19 protein-coding genes, 2 tRNA genes and 2 rRNA genes are annotated in these 19147 nt (G+C 49.1%); 6 read left to right on the top strand and 17 right to left on the bottom strand.

All coding sequences use genetic code 11. From position 1 onward, the window contains the following. Positions 1 to 112 precede the first annotated feature (112 nt). The 4 genes from OK023_RS15850 to OK023_RS15865 all read right to left on the bottom strand — a co-directional run bounded on the left by OK023_RS15850 (position 113) and on the right by OK023_RS15865 (position 5143). Positions 113 to 3022 (bottom strand): 23S ribosomal RNA (locus tag OK023_RS15850). Between the two features lie 204 nt (positions 3023 to 3226). Continuing rightward, positions 3227 to 3302, bottom strand: a tRNA-Ala gene (locus OK023_RS15855). 149 nt (positions 3303 to 3451) lie between these two features. Then, positions 3452 to 3528 (bottom strand) — tRNA-Ile (locus OK023_RS15860). 73 nt (positions 3529 to 3601) lie between these two features. Beyond that, positions 3602 to 5143: ribosomal RNA gene (locus tag OK023_RS15865) — 16S ribosomal RNA — on the bottom strand. The 16S and 23S rRNA genes sit together here with 2 tRNA genes alongside, the layout of an rRNA operon. Positions 5144 to 5654: 511 nt before the next feature. On the opposite strand from OK023_RS15865, the gene OK023_RS15870 reads away from it, so the two are divergent. Beyond that, positions 5655 to 6197: a gamma carbonic anhydrase family protein gene (locus OK023_RS15870; protein WP_317693643.1), complete on the top strand. Its 543-nt coding sequence runs from the start codon at positions 5655 to 5657 to the stop codon at positions 6195 to 6197. Positions 6198 to 6232: 35 nt separating this feature from the next. On the opposite strand, the gene aroE is transcribed toward OK023_RS15870, so the two are convergent. Genes aroE through dprA form a run of 5 tightly spaced genes read right to left on the bottom strand, consistent with a single transcriptional unit; the run spans position 6233 to position 9780 of the window. Continuing rightward, entirely contained in the window at positions 6233 to 7051 is an 819-nt protein-coding gene (aroE, locus tag OK023_RS15875) for a shikimate dehydrogenase (protein ID WP_317693644.1), read from the bottom strand. 14 nt (positions 7052 to 7065) lie between these two features. Next, on the bottom strand, positions 7066 to 7635 hold the full coding sequence (gene tsaC, locus OK023_RS15880; protein WP_317693645.1) for an L-threonylcarbamoyladenylate synthase type 1 TsaC: 570 nt from the start codon (positions 7633 to 7635) through the stop codon (positions 7066 to 7068). 7 nt (positions 7636 to 7642) lie between these two features. Continuing rightward, complete coding sequence (locus OK023_RS15885) at positions 7643 to 8188, bottom strand: type I DNA topoisomerase (RefSeq protein ID WP_317693646.1); 546 nt, start codon at positions 8186 to 8188, stop codon at positions 7643 to 7645. Positions 8189 to 8213: 25 nt separating this feature from the next. After that, the gene (locus OK023_RS15890) at positions 8214 to 8687 is read right to left on the bottom strand and encodes a DUF494 family protein (RefSeq protein WP_317693647.1); all 474 of its coding nucleotides are present in this window, start codon (positions 8685 to 8687) and stop codon (positions 8214 to 8216) included. Continuing rightward, positions 8659 to 9780, bottom strand: a complete 1122-nt coding sequence (dprA, locus tag OK023_RS15895) for a DNA-protecting protein DprA (protein WP_317693648.1) — start codon at positions 9778 to 9780, stop codon at positions 8659 to 8661. The genes OK023_RS15890 and dprA overlap by 29 nt, the downstream gene beginning before the upstream one ends. Before the next feature lie 132 nt (positions 9781 to 9912). Between dprA and def the strand changes: the two genes are divergently transcribed. The 5 genes from def (at position 9913) to mscL (ending at position 14932) form a co-directional block, all read left to right on the top strand. After that, the gene (gene def, locus OK023_RS15900) at positions 9913 to 10422 is read left to right on the top strand and encodes a peptide deformylase (RefSeq protein WP_317693649.1); all 510 of its coding nucleotides are present in this window, start codon (positions 9913 to 9915) and stop codon (positions 10420 to 10422) included. A gap of 17 nt (positions 10423 to 10439) precedes the next feature. Next, a complete protein-coding gene (fmt, locus tag OK023_RS15905) occupies positions 10440 to 11384 on the top strand; it encodes a methionyl-tRNA formyltransferase (protein ID WP_317693650.1) in 945 nt (314 codons plus the stop codon). 197 nt (positions 11385 to 11581) lie between these two features. Further along, on the top strand, positions 11582 to 12871 hold the full coding sequence (gene rsmB / locus OK023_RS15910) for a 16S rRNA (cytosine(967)-C(5))-methyltransferase RsmB (protein WP_317693651.1): 1290 nt from the start codon (positions 11582 to 11584) through the stop codon (positions 12869 to 12871). A 69-nt stretch (positions 12872 to 12940) separates the two neighbouring features. Further along, a complete protein-coding gene (gene trkA, locus OK023_RS15915) occupies positions 12941 to 14317 on the top strand; it encodes a Trk system potassium transporter TrkA (protein ID WP_317693652.1) in 1377 nt (458 codons plus the stop codon). A gap of 198 nt (positions 14318 to 14515) precedes the next feature. Next, positions 14516 to 14932, top strand: a complete 417-nt coding sequence (gene mscL / locus OK023_RS15920) for a large-conductance mechanosensitive channel protein MscL (protein WP_317693653.1) — start codon at positions 14516 to 14518, stop codon at positions 14930 to 14932. 51 nt (positions 14933 to 14983) lie between these two features. Here mscL and OK023_RS15925 read toward each other — a convergent pair whose 3' ends face one another. The 8 genes from OK023_RS15925 to rpmJ all read right to left on the bottom strand — a co-directional run bounded on the left by OK023_RS15925 (position 14984) and on the right by rpmJ (position 19146). Continuing rightward, a complete protein-coding gene (locus OK023_RS15925) occupies positions 14984 to 15190 on the bottom strand; it encodes an alternative ribosome-rescue factor A (protein ID WP_317693654.1) in 207 nt (68 codons plus the stop codon). Positions 15191 to 15275: 85 nt separating this feature from the next. Beyond that, positions 15276 to 15701: a Zn(2+)-responsive transcriptional regulator gene (zntR, locus tag OK023_RS15930; protein ID WP_317693655.1), complete on the bottom strand. Its 426-nt coding sequence runs from the start codon at positions 15699 to 15701 to the stop codon at positions 15276 to 15278. A gap of 319 nt (positions 15702 to 16020) precedes the next feature. Further along, a complete protein-coding gene (gene rplQ / locus OK023_RS15935; protein WP_004929726.1) occupies positions 16021 to 16410 on the bottom strand; it encodes a 50S ribosomal protein L17 in 390 nt (129 codons plus the stop codon). 40 nt (positions 16411 to 16450) lie between these two features. Continuing rightward, on the bottom strand, positions 16451 to 17440 hold the full coding sequence (locus OK023_RS15940; protein WP_317693656.1) for a DNA-directed RNA polymerase subunit alpha: 990 nt from the start codon (positions 17438 to 17440) through the stop codon (positions 16451 to 16453). 26 nt (positions 17441 to 17466) lie between these two features. Next, positions 17467 to 18087: a 30S ribosomal protein S4 gene (rpsD, locus tag OK023_RS15945; protein ID WP_317693657.1), complete on the bottom strand. Its 621-nt coding sequence runs from the start codon at positions 18085 to 18087 to the stop codon at positions 17467 to 17469. 33 nt (positions 18088 to 18120) lie between these two features. Then, entirely contained in the window at positions 18121 to 18510 is a 390-nt protein-coding gene (gene rpsK / locus OK023_RS15950; protein ID WP_004929731.1) for a 30S ribosomal protein S11, read from the bottom strand. A 16-nt stretch (positions 18511 to 18526) separates the two neighbouring features. Continuing rightward, on the bottom strand, positions 18527 to 18883 hold the full coding sequence (gene rpsM / locus OK023_RS15955; protein WP_004951130.1) for a 30S ribosomal protein S13: 357 nt from the start codon (positions 18881 to 18883) through the stop codon (positions 18527 to 18529). Positions 18884 to 19029: 146 nt separating this feature from the next. Then, complete coding sequence (rpmJ, locus tag OK023_RS15960) at positions 19030 to 19146, bottom strand: 50S ribosomal protein L36 (protein ID WP_002227352.1); 117 nt, start codon at positions 19144 to 19146, stop codon at positions 19030 to 19032. Between the last annotated feature and the right edge of the window lies 1 nt (position 19147).

Here is a 19147-nt window from a genome sequence, read left to right on the forward strand (position 1 = left end):
CTGTTTCATCCCAACCGCTCACGCTTTCTCACGTGCAGCCATCAGAACCAATCCGGAACTTTCGCTGAAAACCGACTCTTTTCTCTCAAATCCAAAACACCTTCGGTGTTGTAAGGTTAAGCCTCACGGATCATTAGTACTGGTTAGCTCAATGCATCGCTGCACTTACACACCCAGCCTATCAACGTCTTAGTCTTAAACGTTCCTTCAGGGACCTTAAAGGCCCAGGGAAGACTCATCTCGAGGCAAGTTTCGCGCTTAGATGCTTTCAGCGCTTATCTTTTCCGCACTTAGCTACCGGGCAGTGCCATTGGCATGACAACCCGAACACCAGTGGTGCGTTCACTCCGGTCCTCTCGTACTAGGAGCAACCCCTCTCAATCTTCCAACGCCCACGGCAGATAGGGACCGAACTGTCTCACGACGTTCTAAACCCAGCTCGCGTACCACTTTAAATGGCGAACAGCCATACCCTTGGGACCTACTTCAGCCCCAGGATGTGATGAGCCGACATCGAGGTGCCAAACACCGCCGTCGATATGAACTCTTGGGCGGTATCAGCCTGTTATCCCCGGAGTACCTTTTATCCGTTGAGCGATGGCCCTTCCATTCAGAACCACCGGATCACTAAGACCTACTTTCGTACCTGCTCGAGCCGTCACTCTCGCAGTCAAGCTAGCTTATGCCTTTGCACTAACCTCACGATGTCCGACCGTGATTAGCTAACCTTCGTGCTCCTCCGTTACTCTTTGGGAGGAGACCGCCCCAGTCAAACTACCCACCAGACACTGTCCTCACCCCAGATTATGGGGCAGAGTTAGAACATCAAACATTAAAGGGTGGTATTTCAAGGTTGGCTCCATGCAGACTGGCGTCCACACTTCAAAGCCTCCCACCTATCCTACACATCAAGGCTCAATGTTCAGTGTCAAGCTATAGTAAAGGTTCACGGGGTCTTTCCGTCTTGCCGCGGGTACACTGCATCTTCACAGCGAGTTCAATTTCACTGAGTCTCGGGTGGAGACAGCCTGGCCATCATTACGCCATTCGTGCAGGTCGGAACTTACCCGACAAGGAATTTCGCTACCTTAGGACCGTTATAGTTACGGCCGCCGTTTACTGGGGCTTCGATCAAGAGCTTCGCGTTGCCGCTAACCCCATCAATTAACCTTCCAGCACCGGGCAGGCGTCACACCGTATACGTCCACTTTCGTGTTTGCACAGTGCTGTGTTTTTATTAAACAGTTGCAGCCAGCTGGTATCTGCGACTGGCTTCAGCTCCGAGAGCAAGTCTCTTCACCTACGTGCCAGCGTGCCTTCTCCCGAAGTTACGGCACCATTTTGCCTAGTTCCTTCACCCGAGTTCTCTCAAGCGCCTGAGTATTCTCTACCTGACCACCTGTGTCGGTTTGGGGTACGATTCTGTGTTACCTGATGCTTAGAGGCTTTTCCTGGAAGCTGGGCATCAACCACTTCGCCACCGTAGTGACTCGTCATCACGCCTCAGGGTTGATATGCAACCGGATTTACCAGGTCACACCCCCTACACGCTTAAACCGGGACAACCGTCGCCCGGCTAGCCTAGCCTTCTTCGTCCCCCCTTCGCAGTAACACCGAGTACAGGAATATTAACCTGTTTCCCATCGACTACGCTTTTCAGCCTCGCCTTAGGGGTCGACTCACCCTGCCCCGATTAACGTTGGACAGGAACCCTTGGTCTTCCGGCGAGCGGGCTTTTCACCCGCTTTATCGTTACTTATGTCAGCATTCGCACTTCTGATACCTCCAGCAGACCTCACAGTCCACCTTCAACGGCTTACAGAACGCTCCCCTACCCAACAACGCCTAAGCGTCGCTGCCGCAGCTTCGGTGCATGGTTTAGCCCCGTTACATCTTCCGCGCAGGCCGACTCGACCAGTGAGCTATTACGCTTTCTTTAAATGATGGCTGCTTCTAAGCCAACATCCTGGCTGTCTGTGCCTTCCCACATCGTTTCCCACTTAACCATGACTTTGGGACCTTAGCTGGCGGTCTGGGTTGTTTCCCTCTTCACGACGGACGTTAGCACCCGCCGTGTGTCTCCCGTGATAACATTCTTCGGTATTCGGAGTTTGCATCGGGTTGGTAAGCCGGGATGGCCCCCTAGCCGAAACAGTGCTCTACCCCCGAAGATGAGTTCACGAGGCGCTACCTAAATAGCTTTCGGGGAGAACCAGCTATCTCCCGGTTTGATTGGCCTTTCACCCCCAGCCACAAGTCATCCGCTAATTTTTCAACATTAGTCGGTTCGGTCCTCCAGTTAGTGTTACCCAACCTTCAACCTGCCCATGGCTAGATCACCGGGTTTCGGGTCTATACCTTGCAACTAGACGCCCAGTTAAGACTCGGTTTCCCTACGGCTCCCCTATTCGGTTAACCTTGCTACAAAATATAAGTCGCTGACCCATTATACAAAAGGTACGCAGTCACCCCCATTAAGAAGGCTCCCACTGCTTGTACGTACACGGTTTCAGGTTCTATTTCACTCCCCTCGCCGGGGTTCTTTTCGCCTTTCCCTCACGGTACTGGTTCACTATCGGTCAGTCAGGAGTATTTAGCCTTGGAGGATGGTCCCCCCATATTCAGACAGGATGTCACGTGTCCCGCCCTACTCATCGAACTCACAGAATGTGCATTTTAGTGTACGGGGCTATCACCCTTTACTGCGCGACTTTCCAGACGCTTCCACTAACACACACCCTGATTCAGGTTCTGGGCTGTTCCCCGTTCGCTCGCCGCTACTGGGGGAATCTCGGTTGATTTCTTTTCCTCGGGGTACTTAGATGTTTCAGTTCCCCCGGTTCGCCTCCTGCCACTATGTATTCATGACAGGATAGTGCAACGAATTGCACTGGGTTTCCCCATTCGGGTATTGCCGGTTGTAACGCTTCATATCAGCTTACCGACACTTATCGCAGATTAGCACGCCCTTCATCGCCTCTGACTGCCTAGGCATCCACCGTGTACGCTTAGTCACTTAACCTCACAACCCGAAGATGTTTCCATCGTTCGTGCTGCAAACATTTGAGAGACTCTCTGACAGGTTAGTCCTTATCTCAATACTTCTACGGAGAGATAAGTTTCAGCTGTCAGGTTTCAATTTTCAGCTTGTTCCAGATTGTTAAAGAGCAAAATACTTCGCAGCATACTGTTGCCAGTACACTCTGAAGTATTATCAAGGACGGTATGGTGGAGCTAAGCGGGATCGAACCGCTGACCTCCTGCGTGCAAGGCAGGCGCTCTCCCAGCTGAGCTATAGCCCCATACAGTCACTCGCAGAGACCTTTATGTACCACTCGGAGAGTTACATTCGATTTGAAGTGCGAATGTAATTTCTTTTCACGCAAGGCATGTGGAAGGGAAGTTTACTGGCGTAAACGACCGCGCACATAACGCAGCATGAGAAGAAATTTGGTAGGCCTGAGTGGACTTGAACCACCGACCTCACCCTTATCAGGGGTGCGCTCTAACCACCTGAGCTACAAGCCTATAAAGGTATTTCTGCTCGTTACTTTTCATCAGACAATCTGTGTGGACACTGCACTCAACTAATATCTTTAGGTAAGGAGGTGATCCAACCGCAGGTTCCCCTACGGTTACCTTGTTACGACTTCACCCCAGTCATGAATCACAAAGTGGTAAGCGCCCTCCCGAAGGTTAAGCTACCTACTTCTTTTGCAACCCACTCCCATGGTGTGACGGGCGGTGTGTACAAGGCCCGGGAACGTATTCACCGTAGCATTCTGATCTACGATTACTAGCGATTCCGACTTCATGGAGTCGAGTTGCAGACTCCAATCCGGACTACGACGTACTTTATGAGGTCCGCTTGCTCTCGCGAGGTCGCTTCTCTTTGTATACGCCATTGTAGCACGTGTGTAGCCCTACTCGTAAGGGCCATGATGACTTGACGTCATCCCCACCTTCCTCCGGTTTATCACCGGCAGTCTCCTTTGAGTTCCCGACCGAATCGCTGGCAACAAAGGATAAGGGTTGCGCTCGTTGCGGGACTTAACCCAACATTTCACAACACGAGCTGACGACAGCCATGCAGCACCTGTCTCACGGTTCCCGAAGGCACTAAGCTATCTCTAGCAAATTCCGTGGATGTCAAGAGTAGGTAAGGTTCTTCGCGTTGCATCGAATTAAACCACATGCTCCACCGCTTGTGCGGGCCCCCGTCAATTCATTTGAGTTTTAACCTTGCGGCCGTACTCCCCAGGCGGTCGATTTAACGCGTTAGCTCCGGAAGCCACGCCTCAAGGGCACAACCTCCAAATCGACATCGTTTACAGCGTGGACTACCAGGGTATCTAATCCTGTTTGCTCCCCACGCTTTCGCACCTGAGCGTCAGTCTTTGTCCAGGGGGCCGCCTTCGCCACCGGTATTCCTCCAGATCTCTACGCATTTCACCGCTACACCTGGAATTCTACCCCCCTCTACAAGACTCTAGCTTGCCAGTTTCAAATGCAGTTCCCAAGTTAAGCTCGGGGATTTCACATCTGACTTAACAAACCGCCTGCGTGCGCTTTACGCCCAGTAATTCCGATTAACGCTTGCACCCTCCGTATTACCGCGGCTGCTGGCACGGAGTTAGCCGGTGCTTCTTCTGCGAGTAACGTCAATGAACAGTGCTATTAACACTGAACCCTTCCTCCTCGCTGAAAGTGCTTTACAACCCGAAGGCCTTCTTCACACACGCGGCATGGCTGCATCAGGCTTGCGCCCATTGTGCAATATTCCCCACTGCTGCCTCCCGTAGGAGTCTGGACCGTGTCTCAGTTCCAGTGTGGCTGGTCATCCTCTCAGACCAGCTAGGGATCGTCGCCTAGGTGAGCCATTACCCCACCTACTAGCTAATCCCATCTGGGCACATCCGATGGTGTGAGGCCCGAAGGTCCCCCACTTTGGTCTTGCGACGTTATGCGGTATTAGCCACCGTTTCCAGTAGTTATCCCCCTCCATCGGGCAGTTTCCCAGACATTACTCACCCGTCCGCCGCTCGTCACCCAGGGAGCAAGCTCCCCTGTGCTACCGCTCGACTTGCATGTGTTAGGCCTGCCGCCAGCGTTCAATCTGAGCCATGATCAAACTCTTCAATTAAAAGCTTGATTTGCTTCAACTCGTGAAGCGATGCTCGAAAATTAACTTTCGTAATAATTCATTCGCATGAATTACTGCTTGGTCACTCTTCAAGACTTGATATTTTTTTGCTGCCTAAGCAGCTGGATATCGTCTTGTGAGTGCCCACACAGATTGTCTGATAAATTGTTAAAGAGCAGTGAGTTACGCGCTTTCGCTTGCTAACTCGAGGTGGCGTATAATACGCTTTCCTTTTACAGAGTCAACCTTATTTTTAGGTTTTTTCTGCTGACCCCGGAAGCACCGTGAAATCATTCACCTGTTCCGTGTCGATGGAGGCGCATTATAGGGATCTTCCTTTTTTCCACAACCTCTTTTTAGATCTTTTCTTGCCGACTGCGCACTTTTCAGCCCTTTCGTGTGGTTCTTGCCCGAAAACAGCTATTTTACAAGGGATCCGCTGCGCTATCTGGTTGTAATTACACCGCTAAAGACTAGTATTGCCAGTAATATGATCCAGAGGTGTTATCACATGTCCAATTCAATACGTTCTTATCTTCATTATTCCCCACAACTTGGCCTTCGCGTCATGATCGACCCATCTAGTGTCGTGGTCGGCAACGTTACACTGGCTGATGATGTCAGTATCTGGCCGTTAGTTTCCATTCGCGGTGACGTCAACGCAGTTAAGATTGGCGCCCGAAGCAATATCCAGGACGGCAGCGTCCTGCATGTCACACACAAGTCGGCATATAATCCTGCTGGTTATCCCTTGCTGATTGGTGAAGATGTCACAGTCGGGCATAAAGCCATGCTACACGGTTGCATTATCGGTAATCGCGTTCTGGTTGGTATGGGTTCAATCCTGCTTGATGGTGCAATAATCGAAGATGATGTGATGATTGGAGCGGGCAGTCTTGTCTCACCTGGCAAACGCCTGGAAAGTGGTTACTTGTATGTAGGTAGTCCAGCACGCCAAGCCCGGCGATTAACTACAGAAGAACTAGAGGGATTACGTTACTCAGCCAATAACTATGTCCGCTGGAAAGACGACTACCTTTCCGAAGATGTCTAATACCCCGCTCCCGGTTGCCCAAAGCGGGGGCATAACTAAGCCGCCATTTCTTTTCGGAGTTGTTGTAAAACCGCTTCGATTTCTGGCATAACGCCGTGCCATAAAAAGAAAGCATGTGCCGCCTGACCAACAAGCATCCCCAAGCCATCAGCATAATGCTCTACCCCAAGCTGCTGTGCCCAGGCCAGGAATGGGGTGATCCCCTGCCGATAAAACATGTCATAACAACGAGTGGTATTGTTCACAATACTGTTCGGCAACGACGGTATCTCACCGTTTATCCCTGAGGCAGTGGCATTGATCACTAAGTCAAATACAGGTTGATCAAGTTGATCCAGAGGTAATGCGTCGACCTTTCCAAAAGTACGGAATACTTCCGTCAACTCGTTAGCCCGACTATATGTGCGGTTGGTAAGTACCATTTCACAACCAGAAGAGAGCAGCGGTAAAATAACGCCTCGTGCAGCCCCTCCCGCGCCAACCAGCAGAATGCGATCTCCAGGTTGGATAAGTTGCTGACGCTCAAGGTCTGATAACAAACCGACACCGTCGGTGTTATCCCCAAATAGCCGCCCCCCTGGTAAAACTTTAAGCGTATTCACTGCTCCTGCCATAGCCGCCCTTTGACTTAGCTCTGAAGCTGCCGCATAGGCCTGTTCTTTAAAAGGAACGGTAACATTAGCGCCTTGACCACCCGCTCCAATAAACTGCTTTAGAGCCGGCCCAAAACCATCCAGCGGAGCCAGCACACGCCCATACGGGTGCTCAATCCCAGTTTGCTCAGCAAATAGCGCATGGATACGAGGTGACTTGCTATGAGCTATCGGATTACCGAATACTGCGAACCTTTCCATAAACATTACCTATTCTACCCTTGACGGATCTGCTCACCAGTCAAAGCGTCTCTTATTTCAGAAGGGTTCAACCGCCCACCCACGTGACCTACCAGCACAGGGAAAGACTCGCCGAACTGCTGTCTCACTTCTGCAACATTGCGACACGGTTCTTCACCACTCAAGTTTGCACTGGTTGAAACCAGTGGCTTGCCGAACTGAAGACAAAGCTGTTTTACCAGTGGATGGTCGCTAACACGTACAGCCAGAGAACTAAAACGACCGGTAAGAAAGCGTGGCGTCTCCGACTTTGCTGGCACGACCCAGGTGACTGGGCCAGGCCAACTGGCAAACATCGCGGCACGCTGTTGTTCACTCAAAACACTGTCATCAATATAAGGTGTGAGCTGCGAGTAATCGGCAGCAATAAGGATCAAGCCTTTATCTAACGGGCGCTGCTTCAACGCCAGTAACGCAATAACGGCCTGTTGGCTATCAGGATCACATCCCAAGCCGAATACGGCTTCTGTTGGGTAGGCAATGACTTGCTGTTTTTCGAGAGCGGAAATAATAGATGCGAATACGGAAATTTGTTCTGAGCTCATAGAGAAATTATTCTGTGATTGCGACGGGTTTTCCGCATAGTTTACTAGCGCAGCAAAGCGTTGGGCCTTTTACTGTGCGCTTCTCCATCAATAATGGGTAGTGGCAATAAGCGCACTCACCGGCCACAGGTTTAAAATTGAGGGCAAATTGACACTCTGGGTAACGATCACAAGCGTGAAACGTTTTGCCGTAGCGAGACTTGCGCTGCAGTAATGTTCCCTGGCCGCATTGGGGACAAGCGATGCTAGTCTCATCAGGCTTATCGATCACTTCAATATGATCACAGTCAGGGTAGTGGCTACAACCGATAAACATGCCAAAACGCCCTTGACGTAATACAAGAGTCGCCAGACATTTCGGACAAGCTTGCCCTTCCAACACCTTGACTACATGCCCATCAGCCTGTGCCTTTAGAGGCCTGATATATTGACAGTCAGGATATTCAGAACAGCCAAAGAAAGGGCCGTGGCGACCGCTACGGATCACCAATTCGGCCCCACATTCCGGACAGGGTTCATTTTGCCTAGCAGCAAAAATCGCTGTTTTTGTCATAACGTCTTCTATGCTCGTTACCCGCTCAGTGCAGGTAACCTTCGTTTACTTCAAACAATAGTTCTTCCATTTGTTGATAAGCACCTTCATATCCTGGAATATTAAACAGTACCATCAACACAACCCATTTAAGGTCTTCAAGACCGAACTCCTCGTTATCCAACGCCATAACACGATCGATAACCATTTCACGGGTTTCGAGATTCAATACCTGGATTTGTTCTAAAAACAGGAGAAAGCCACGGCAATTAGCATCTAAACGTCCTCTCTCTTCTTCAGTATAAATCCGCATGGCTAGCGGGTCAGCACCCATAAAATAAGGAGCATTCTCGCCTTCCTGGAGGTCTGCAAGTTTTTCAAGCCAATTCAATGCATTAAAGATATCATCCCGATCGAATCCTGCTTCCGCAAGATCGTCAGTCAAGGTATCCTGATCTACATGCATCTCAGACTCATTATGGATATAGGTTTCAAACAAGTACATGAGTACGTCGAACATGGCCTGCCCTCCTTATTCGGACATAGCCGCCGGGTACAGCTGCGATCCACCCTGCTAACTCCAGATCGAGTAACTTGATTACTACCTCTGGCACAGGTTGGCCGGCACGTTCAGCGACGACGTCAACAGGTGTCACCTCATCTCCTACGTTAGCCAACACATCAGCAAATGGCAATTCAACTTGAGCTTCTGATGAAGAAATAGTTGTATTCTCATTCAAAGGCAACCAATTCAATCCACTCCCTAGCTGTTCAGCAATATCTTTTGGGCTAGTCACCAGACTGGCGCCCTGCTGAATCAACCAGTGTGTTCCCTCACTCATCGGGTTACCTAAAGCCCCCGGAAGGGCGAACACTTCACGCCCCTGCTCCAAGGCATAACGAGCCGTTATCAGCGAACCACTTCGCAACGAGGCTTCTATCACCACAACGCCCAAACTTAACCCACTAATAATACGATTACGGCGTGGGAAATGATCGGCCAAAGGCAGATCGGTGGTCAAGTGTTCAGAAATTACCGCTCCTCCCTGTTCTATGATTTGCTTTGCCAAACGACGATGCCGACGTGGATAGATATTCTCCAGGCCACTTCCCAACACAGCAATCGTGACTCCTTGGGTATCAAGTGTTGCTCGATGACAGATACCATCGATACCGATAGCCAACCCACTGGTGATAGCAAAACCACAATTTACTAGCCCACAGGCAAAATAATTGCCCCAGTGCTCACCATAGTGACTAAATTGCCGGCTACCAACCATGGCGATTTGCGGTCGTCCCAGTGCAGCTGCATCCCCCTGAACCATCAGTAACAATGGAGCATCGCCGATATGAGCCAAAAGCTCAGGGAAGCCCGGTTCACCGTATCTCAACATCCGATTTCCCGGTTGTTCCAACCAATTGAGCGTTGCTTTGAGATAACTCGAGTGCCTCCGCATAAACTGTTCTTGTTGTTTATCATTTAAACCTAATGCTCTTAACAACGAGTAAGACGGGTTATCTTCTGCCATCAACCGATTGATGACATGGGTGGCCTGCTGCACGCTAATCCCTGTTACCGCATGCATACGCAAAGTAATTTCTTCTGGCTGCATCGTGCACTCCCTCGCTGAATATGGGGTAATACCAATTCATGTAATCGTTCAAGGATGCTGTCAATCAGGTCGGGAAATGTCTAGAATAGAAACTAAACTCTCCTTATCACTCGGATTCAGATCTAAAGATATATGTCAGTCTTGCAGGTATTACATTTCCCAGACGAGCGGTTACGCAAAATTGCGGCCCCGGTAAAAGAAGTCAATGCAGATATCCAACGCATCGTTGATGATATGTTCGAAACTATGTATGCGGAAGAAGGCATTGGCCTGGCCGCGACACAGGTAGATATTCATCAACGCATTATCGTCATTGACGTTTCAGAGAATCGAGATCAACGCTTGGTATTGATCAATCCAGAACTATTGGAAAAACACGGCGAAACCGGTATCGAAGAGGGTTGTCTTTCCGTTCCTGAGCACAGAGCGCTGGTGCCTCGCGCAGAGAAAGTGAAGATCCGCGCTCTTGACCGCGATGGCCACTCTTTTGAGCTCGAAGCAGATGGCTTGTTAGCTATCTGTATCCAGCACGAAATGGATCATCTTGTAGGCAAACTATTTGTCGATTACCTGTCGCCACTTAAACGCCAACGCATTCGTCAGAAACTGGAAAAAATGGCCAAGCTTAATGCGCGTGCCTAACAGATCGGGAAAATAACGTGTCTGACCCTTTACGGATTATTTTCGCAGGTACACCAGACTTCGCCGCGCGTCACCTTGACACACTGTTGTCATCCCAGCATCAGATTGTCGGGGTATTCACTCAGCCCGATCGTCCTGCCGGCAGAGGAAACAAACTAACGCCAAGTCCGGTAAAAGTTCTGGCTGAGCAACATCAGATCCCTGTGTTTCAACCCAAATCTCTTCGTCCAGAAGAGAACCAGCATCTCGTTGCCGATCTTAGTGCAGACGTTATGGTTGTGGTTGCCTATGGCCTCATCTTGCCAAAAGCTGTGCTTGATATGCCACGCCTAGGTTGTATCAACGTTCATGGGTCACTGCTTCCACGCTGGCGTGGTGCGGCGCCGATCCAACGTGCGTTGTGGGCTGGTGATAACGAAACAGGGGTAACGATCATGCAGATGGATGTCGGCCTTGATACCGGTGATATGATGCTCAAGGTCAGTTGCCCAATAGAAGCCACAGACACAAGTGCCAGCCTGTATGACAAGCTAGCAAAACTGGGGCCACAAGGGCTGTTGGTAACATTACAGCAACTGGCTTCAGGCATAGCTCAGCGTGAAGTACAAGAAGAAGCACTGGTTACCTACGCTGAAAAACTGAGCAAGGAAGAAGCACGCCTTGATTGGCATCTTTCCGCTGCACAGCTGGAGCGCTGTATTCGTGCCTTTAATCCGTGGCCAGTCAGTTATTTCACTATCGATGATCAACCAGTGAAAGTCTGGCAAGCAAACGTGCTGGCTGAGACCTCCTGTTTAGAACCAGGAACCATTGTACAAGCCGATAAACATGGCATCCAGGTAGCTACAGCAGAAGGTGTTCTAAACCTGACGCAACTGCAGCCTGCCGGTAAAAAACCTATGTCAGCCCAAGATTTACTGAATTCACGTCGAGAATGGTTTATTCCAGGTAACCGGATATAACCTAAATAACTCGAGTTGCAGGAAGGCGGAAACACATTGAATCCCCGGGAACTTAAGGCGGTAAATGACTGGGGTGAACAAACAACGTCAACGTACATGCAACTTGAAGTATGACGGTTATATCAATCACTCCCATTGCCTGGGCTTTTTTACCAGGCATTTTATTTCCTAATGCCGATCGTTATCAGCTTCAGCCTATGAAAAACAATTATAATCTTCGCAGCCACGCAGCCAAAGCTATCGGCCAAGTACTGGATCAAGGGCAGTCACTCAACACAATTCTGCCAACATTACAGAAGAACATTTCTGATAAAGACCGAGCCTTATTGCAGGAGCTCTGTTTCGGTACACTGCGCGTATTGCCACAACTTGAGTGGTGCATTCAGCAACTGATGGCGAAGCCAATGACGGGTAAACAGCGCACGCTGCATTACTTGCTGATGGTTGGTTTATATCAGTTGTTGTACACCCGCATTCCAGCTCACGCCGTATTGGCAGAAACAGTGGAAGGCGCTGTTGCCTTAAAACGCCCGCAGCTGAAAGGCCTGATTAATGGCGTCCTTCGGCAGTTCCAGCGCCAACAGGAAGAACTATTGGCACGTGCAGCCAATAATCAAAGCCGTTATCTGCATCCGAGTTGGTTGCTGGAACGTATTAAACAAGCCTATCCGGCACATTGGGAGCAAGTCATTGATGCCAATAATCAAAAACCTCCAATGTGGCTTCGTGTCAATCGGTTACACCATACGCGAGAAAATTACTTAAAACTCATGCAGCAGGCCGGCATTTCGGCTGAGCCCCATAAGCAATATCGCGATGCGGTACGACTGCTGACTCCTTGCTCAGTGACAGATTTACCGGGATTTGCAGACGGCTGGGTCACTGTACAAGACGCTTCAGCCCAAGGATGTGTCGAACTGCTGGATCCGCAAGATAGTGAGCAGATCCTCGATCTTTGTGCCGCACCCGGTGGTAAAACCACCCATATTTTGGAAGCAGCCCCAAAAGCGAATGTGATGGCTGTAGATATAGATGAACAGCGATTGACACGAGTAAAGGAAAATTTGCAACGTCTGCGCCTGCAGGCTGTCGTTAGGCAAGGTGATGGTAGGACACCGCAACAATGGTGTGGTGACAAACAGTTTGACCGTATACTTTTGGATGCACCTTGTTCCGCTACTGGTGTGATCCGCCGACATCCAGATATCAAATGGTTGCGCCGTGATAGTGATATTGCAGAGTTAGCCAGTTTACAAAGTGAAATACTGGAAGCCATCTGGCCACATCTGAAACCTGGTGGGGTGTTGCTTTATGCAACTTGCTCTATTCTGCCGCAAGAGAATAGTGAGCAAATAGCTTCGTTTCTAGAAAGCCATAGCGATGCGAAACTAGTTGAAACTGGCAACGAACAAACGCCGGGTAAACAGAATCTTCCTCATCCTGAAGACGGTGATGGTTTCTTTTACGCTAAGCTGATTAAAATATAACTGTTAAAGGGTGTTGTTAACACTCTCAACGTTCGGTCATGACCGTTGTAGTATGAAGCAGAGAATTCAATGAAAATAATTATTCTTGGCGCTGGTCAGGTTGGCGGGACACTAGCAGAAAACCTGGTTGGTGAAAATAACGATATCACCGTGGTCGATACCGATACTGGACGCCTACGTCAGTTACAGGATAAGTTTGACTTACGTGTCGTTCAAGGACATGGTTCCCATCCACGTGTATTGCGTGAAGCCGGTGCGGAAGACGCGGATATGCTGGTTGCAGTAACCAATTCTGACGAAACCAATATGATCGCCTGTCAGATTGCCTATTCGCTGTTTAATACCCCAAACCGCATCGCGCGTATCCGTGCACCAGATTACATAAGGGAAGCAGAGAAACTTTTTAATCCAGAAGCCGTTCCAATCGATCACCTGATCTCGCCAGAACAGTTGGTTATCGATTACATCTATAAATTAATCGAATACCCCGGCGCACTTCAGGTGGTTAACTTTGCAGAAGGCAAGGTTAGCATCGCCGCAGTTAAGGCCTATTACGGAGGCCCATTAGTGGGTAATGCCCTCTCTTCCATGCGTGAACATATGCCACACATAGATACCAGAGTGGCAGCGATCTTTCGACAGGATCGTCCAATTCGCCCCCAAGGTTCCACAATTATCGAAGCCGGTGACGAAGTTTTCTTCGTAGCAGCATCACAAAATATCCGTGCAGTGATGAGCGAGCTTCAGCGCCTTGAAAAACCTTACAAGCGTATCATGATTGTCGGCGGTGGCAATGTAGGCGCGGGGCTGGCACATCGGTTAGAAAAATCATACAACGTAAAACTGATTGAGCGAAATCAGCAACGTGCTGCCGAGCTTGCTGAACAGTTGCAAGACACTATTGTTTTCTATGGTGATGCCTCAGACCAGGAATTGTTAGCAGAAGAGCATGTAGAACAGATTGACGTTTTTATCGCCATTACCAACGATGACGAGGCAAATATTATGTCTGCCATGCTGGCAAAACGTATGGGTGCAAAAAAGGTAATGGTACTCATTCAGCGTCGAGCCTATGTTGATTTAGTCCAGGACAGTGTGATTGATATTGCTATTTCACCACAGCAAGCGACAATTTCGGCGTTACTTGGCCACGTCCGTAAAGCAGATATTGTCAGCGTATCTTCACTACGCCGTGGTGTCGCCGAGGCAATTGAAGCTATCGCACATGGAGATGAAAGCACCTCTAAAGTTGTGGGACGTATGGTGGAGGAAATAAAACTACCACCGGGTACCACCATTGGTGCCATTGTCCGTGGCGATGATGTGATTATTGCCAACAGCAACAGCAAAATTCAGCAAGGCGACCATGTAATTATGTTTATTACCGATAAGAAGTTTGTTCCCGACGTCGAACGATTGTTCCAGCCCAGCCCATTTTTCTTATAGGTGTGAATATTTTCAAGTTGCAGACAGACGGCAAGCGAACAAGCCCCCGTTGCGACTGGGGGTACGGGGATATTTCGCGATGATTAATTGACGCACGGTCTCATCCGCACAGTAAAAACTTAAAATTTTCATTACTTGCCATGGCAAGGATAAGTTGCTTTATTAAACTTATGTTAGTCGATTTTTGAGGGGGTTCTGATGAGTATATTGAAAGAGTTCCGTGAATTTGCCATGCGTGGCAATGTGGTCGACCTGGCAGTCGGTGTGATCATTGGAGCCGCGTTTGGCAGAATAGTATCTTCTCTGGTCGCAGACATTATCATGCCACCGCTGGGTTTATTGATCGGTGGGGTAGATTTCAAAAAATTCCACTTGGTGCTACGCGAAGCTGAAGGCAATGTTCCCGCAGTAGTCATGAATTATGGTGCTTTCCTGCAGAATATTTTTGATTTCGTGATTGTTGCCCTCGCAATCTTTATGGCCATTAAATTAATGAACAAAATGCGCCGTAAAGAAGTTGAAGAACCGACTGCCCCGCCAGCTCCAACAGCCGAAGAGAAATTGCTAACTGAAATCCGTGATTTGCTGAGCAAGCAACAACGGCCAAAGCAGTAATAAGCTTTTCATCAGCACGCAAAACCTAATGAAAAGATGGTTGTTGGTCCCTTAAAACCAGAAGGCCAGTGGTAAGTTATCACAAGAAAATTTACCACTGGCCTCCCAGCTACCACCTTTTACATGTTTATCTTTTCGCCGGTAACTTCCCTTCCCCTTGTTGTTCTTTTCTACACGCTGCCGGAACAACGGATCGTGTAGTAATGCCTCAATGGCATTTTCCCGGATCTGGCCTCTAGTATGCCGATATTTTGTCATAACTTAATTCCTGTCTGTTTGTGGTAATAAACTCGCTTATAGTACTACCTTGTGGGAAGCAATTAAACGCTCCTAAGCATTCAAATCACTTTTTAGCCTTCTCTTCGCTAGCGCCTTGCTCTAAGGCTTCTAGGATAGAACAGTAATTGCTGGTGTGACTACTTCCACAACAAGCATCACTGAGCCTTTTCAGTGATTCGCGCATTCTGGTTAATTCGGATAGTCTGCTTTCAACCTCACGTAGTCTCGCATCAACGATTGACTTAGACTCTTCACATGTATGATGTTCAGGATCAACGCGGATTGATAATAGCTCAGCTATAGTTTCTAGCGTAAAACCTAGCTGTTTTGCATAACGAATGAATCGCAGGCGCTGTAAATCCTGCTCGTTATACAAACGATACCCTCCTTCGGTACGAGTATTGTGATCCATCATTCCTTGCTTCTCGTAATAACGCACCGTATCCGGTGTGACATCTGCAAGCTTAGCCAATTGCCCGATTTTAAACATCAGGATACCTCCAGGTTGAATTTATCGTTTGCCGACTCTTGATACTAATCAGGGTCCATAGCCACCTTTTTGAATACCAGAGGGTTGCCTTAGCCGAGGCAGGTTATTTAACACACCAATTTTTTAAGTGCCAAGTATGTACCGACCTGCCTACGGTTTCAGTAACCACATAGATACATGCCCCTTCTAAAGAACAGATTAAGCCATAGCCATGGTAGGTGATAAGAGGGAAATTAAGCAGTGCACAATGCAGACACATTCTGACAGGAAATAGACGTAAAAAAACCGGGCAAGCCCGGTTTTTTTACGCTACTACAGATTACTCTGCAGTTGCAACTTCTGCTTGAGACTCAGCACGATCAACCAGCTCGATGTATGCCATCGGCGCGTTGTCGCCTGCACGAAAGCCACACTTCAGAATGCGAGTGTAACCACCTGCACGGCTCGCAAAACGCGGGCCCAGCTCATTAAACAGTTTTGCCACAATCTCGTTATCACGAGTTCGGGCGAATGCCAGACGACGATTAGCTACGCTGTCGGTCTTGGCAAGAGTAATCAGCGGCTCAACAACGCGACGCAGCTCTTTCGCTTTTGGCAGGGTCGTCTTGATGATCTCATGACGAACCAAAGAGCCGGCCATGTTACGGAACATAGCCTGGCGATGGCTGCTGTTACGGTTCAGTTGACGACCACTCTTACGATGGCGCATGACCTTATCCTTCTCAGTAAAACCTTAACCTGTGATCCGGTTACTCGTCAGCAATGCTTGCCGGTGGCCAGTTTTCCAGGCGCATGCCCAGAGACAAACCACGGGAGGCCAGCACGTCTTTAATCTCAGTAAGAGATTTTTTACCAAGGTTAGGCGTTTTGAGCAGCTCAACCTCGGTACGCTGTACCAGATCACCGATGTAGTGGATAGCTTCTGCCTTAAGGCAGTTAGCAGAGCGGACAGTCAATTCCAGATCGTCAACAGGGCGCAGCAGGATCGGATCAAATTCTGGTTTCTCTTCTTTCACTTCCGGCTGACGAACATCACGTAAGTCAACGAAAGCTTCCAGTTGTTCTGCCAGAATGGTTGCCGCACGGCGGATCGCCTCTTCAGGATCGATTGTACCGTTGGTTTCCATTTCGATTACCAGCTTGTCCAGGTCGGTACGCTGTTCTACACGCGCTGCTTCAACATTGTAGGCAATGCGCTCTACAGGGCTATAGCAGGCGTCAACCAACAGACGACCAATCGGGCGCTCATCTTCTTCCGAATGAATTCGGGCAGAAGCCGGCACATAACCACGACCACGCTGAACTTTGATACGCATACTGATAGTAGCGTTTACATCGGTCAGGTGGCAGATCACGTGCTGCGGCTTGACGATTTCGACATCACCATCATGGGTAATGTCGGCAGCGGTCACAGGGCCAATGCCAGATTTATTCAGGGTAAGAATAACTTCATCTTTGCCTTGAACTCTCACCGCCAGCCCTTTCAGGTTGAGTAAGATCTCCAGGATATCTTCCTGTACGCCTTCTTTGGTGCTGTACTCATGTAGTACACCATCAATCTCAACCTCGGTCACCGCGCAACCCGGCATGGATGAAAGCAGAATACGGCGCAGTGCGTTGCCAAGAGTATGGCCAAAGCCACGCTCTAAAGGCTCAAGGGTCACCTTGGCGTGCGTCGAACTGACTTGCTCGATATCTACCAGGCGCGGTTTTAGAAACTCTGTCACAGAACCCTGCATTGTGTCCTCTCTTTGAAACTCAAGCTTTACTTGGAGTAAAGCTCGACGATCAGGTGTTCGTTAATGTCGGCGGACAGATCGGTACGTTCAGGAATACGTTTGAACACACCTTCCATCTTCGCAGCATCAACTTCCAACCAAGTCGGCTTTTCACGCTGCTCAGCCAGCTCCAGAGAAGCCTTAACACGAGACTGCTTTTTAGCTTTCTCGCGGATGCTGACTACATCATTCGGAGATACCTGATAAGAAGCGATGTTAACAACGCGACCATTTACCATAACTGCTTTGTGGCTAACCAATTGACGTGCTTCTGCACGAGTGGCGCCAAAACCCATACGGTAAACAACGTTGTCCAGACGACCTTCCAGAAGGGTCAACAGGTTTTCACCGGTGTTGCCTTTCAGGCGGGTTGCTGCTTTGTAATAGTTACGGAACTGGCGCTCCAGAACACCGTACATACGGCGAACTTTTTGCTTCTCACGTAACTGCACACCATAGTCAGACAGACGCGGTTTGCGCGCACCATGTTGACCAGGCGGTTGCTCAATTTTGCATTTTGAATCTATCGCACGAACGCCAGACTTAAGGAACAGGTCTGTGCCCTCGCGGCGGCTAAGCTTGAGCTTAGGACCCAAATATCTTGCCATTTTCTTTCTCCAACAATCCGAAAAGCAGGGGCGTTACACGCGGCGCTTTTTCGGCGGACGACAACCGTTATGAGGGATCGGAGTCACATCGGTAATATTAGTGATGCGGAAACCAGCCGCGTTCAGGGCGCGGATAGTAGACTCACGACCAGGACCAGGTCCTTTAACCATAACTTCCAGGTTCTTGATACCGTATTCTTTAACTGCGTCAGCACAACGTTCTGCGGCAACCTGAGCTGCGAAAGGCGTTGACTTACGAGAACCACGGAAACCGGAACCACCGGCAGTTGCCCAACCCAAAGCGTTACCTTGACGATCGGTAATAGTCACAATGGTGTTGTTGAAAGAAGCATGGATATGAGCCACGCCGTCAGAGACTTGTTTTCTTACACGCTTACGTGTACGAACAGGTGCCTTTGCCATTATTCAATCACCCCGATTATTTCTTGATCGGTTTACGCGGACCCTTACGGGTACGTGCGTTGGTCTTAGTACGCTGACCGCGCACTGGTAGACCACGACGATGACGCAAACCACGGTATGTACCAAGATCCATCAGACGCTTGATGCTCAGGGTAACTTCACGACGCAAATCACCTTCAACAGTGAATTTGGCAACCGCTTCACGCAGTTGTTCAATTTGCTCTTCAGACAGCTCACTGATCTTAACATTTTCAGCAATACCCGTTGATGCACAGATAGACTGTGAACGAGTTTTGCCGATTCCGAAGATCGACGTTAACGCGATAACGGTATGTTTATGATCAGGAATGTTAATGCCTGCTATACGGGCCACTATGCACTCCTACTAATTTTTACGGCAACACCATTCTGAAAAGCCCGTTTTCAGGATACTCAAATAATGTTGCAGCTACATACAAAAGATTGGCTGGCTAATCTAGCCAGCTCAACCCAACTTTGCAAGAAAAATATGCGAGATAATCAGCCTTGACGCTGTTTATGCTTCGGTTCGGCGCTGCAAATCACACGAACGACACCGTTACGCTTAACGATTTTGCAGTTACGACATAATTTCTTGACGGAAGCACGAACTTTCATT

Source organism: Serratia sp. UGAL515B_01, from assembly GCF_033095805.1.
GTDB lineage: Bacteria > Pseudomonadota > Gammaproteobacteria > Enterobacterales > Enterobacteriaceae > Chania.

Excerpts from the sequence above, each read along its gene's own strand:
- mscL (WP_317693653.1), top strand. The coding sequence starts at position 14,516 with ATGAGTATATTGAAAGAGTTCCGTGAATTTGCCATGCGTGGCAATGTG.
- rsmB (WP_317693651.1), top strand. The coding sequence starts at position 11,582 with ATGAAAAACAATTATAATCTTCGCAGCCACGCAGCCAAAGCTATCGGC.
- zntR (WP_317693655.1), bottom strand. The coding sequence starts at position 15,701 with ATGTTTAAAATCGGGCAATTGGCTAAGCTTGCAGATGTCACACCGGAT.
- OK023_RS15925 (WP_317693654.1), bottom strand. The coding sequence starts at position 15,190 with ATGACAAAATATCGGCATACTAGAGGCCAGATCCGGGAAAATGCCATT.
- def (WP_317693649.1), top strand. The coding sequence starts at position 9,913 with ATGTCAGTCTTGCAGGTATTACATTTCCCAGACGAGCGGTTACGCAAA.
- OK023_RS15870 (WP_317693643.1), top strand. The coding sequence starts at position 5,655 with ATGTCCAATTCAATACGTTCTTATCTTCATTATTCCCCACAACTTGGC.
- OK023_RS15890 (WP_317693647.1), bottom strand. The coding sequence starts at position 8,687 with ATGTTCGACGTACTCATGTACTTGTTTGAAACCTATATCCATAATGAG.
- trkA (WP_317693652.1), top strand. The coding sequence starts at position 12,941 with ATGAAAATAATTATTCTTGGCGCTGGTCAGGTTGGCGGGACACTAGCA.
- rpsD (WP_317693657.1), bottom strand. The coding sequence starts at position 18,087 with ATGGCAAGATATTTGGGTCCTAAGCTCAAGCTTAGCCGCCGCGAGGGC.
- dprA (WP_317693648.1), bottom strand. The coding sequence starts at position 9,780 with ATGCAGCCAGAAGAAATTACTTTGCGTATGCATGCGGTAACAGGGATT.
- rplQ (WP_004929726.1), bottom strand. The coding sequence starts at position 16,410 with ATGCGCCATCGTAAGAGTGGTCGTCAACTGAACCGTAACAGCAGCCAT.
- OK023_RS15940 (WP_317693656.1), bottom strand. The coding sequence starts at position 17,440 with ATGCAGGGTTCTGTGACAGAGTTTCTAAAACCGCGCCTGGTAGATATC.
- rpsK (WP_004929731.1), bottom strand. The coding sequence starts at position 18,510 with ATGGCAAAGGCACCTGTTCGTACACGTAAGCGTGTAAGAAAACAAGTC.
- rpmJ (WP_002227352.1), bottom strand. The coding sequence starts at position 19,146 with ATGAAAGTTCGTGCTTCCGTCAAGAAATTATGTCGTAACTGCAAAATC.
- OK023_RS15885 (WP_317693646.1), bottom strand. The coding sequence starts at position 8,188 with ATGACAAAAACAGCGATTTTTGCTGCTAGGCAAAATGAACCCTGTCCG.
- tsaC (WP_317693645.1), bottom strand. The coding sequence starts at position 7,635 with ATGAGCTCAGAACAAATTTCCGTATTCGCATCTATTATTTCCGCTCTC.
- aroE (WP_317693644.1), bottom strand. The coding sequence starts at position 7,051 with ATGGAAAGGTTCGCAGTATTCGGTAATCCGATAGCTCATAGCAAGTCA.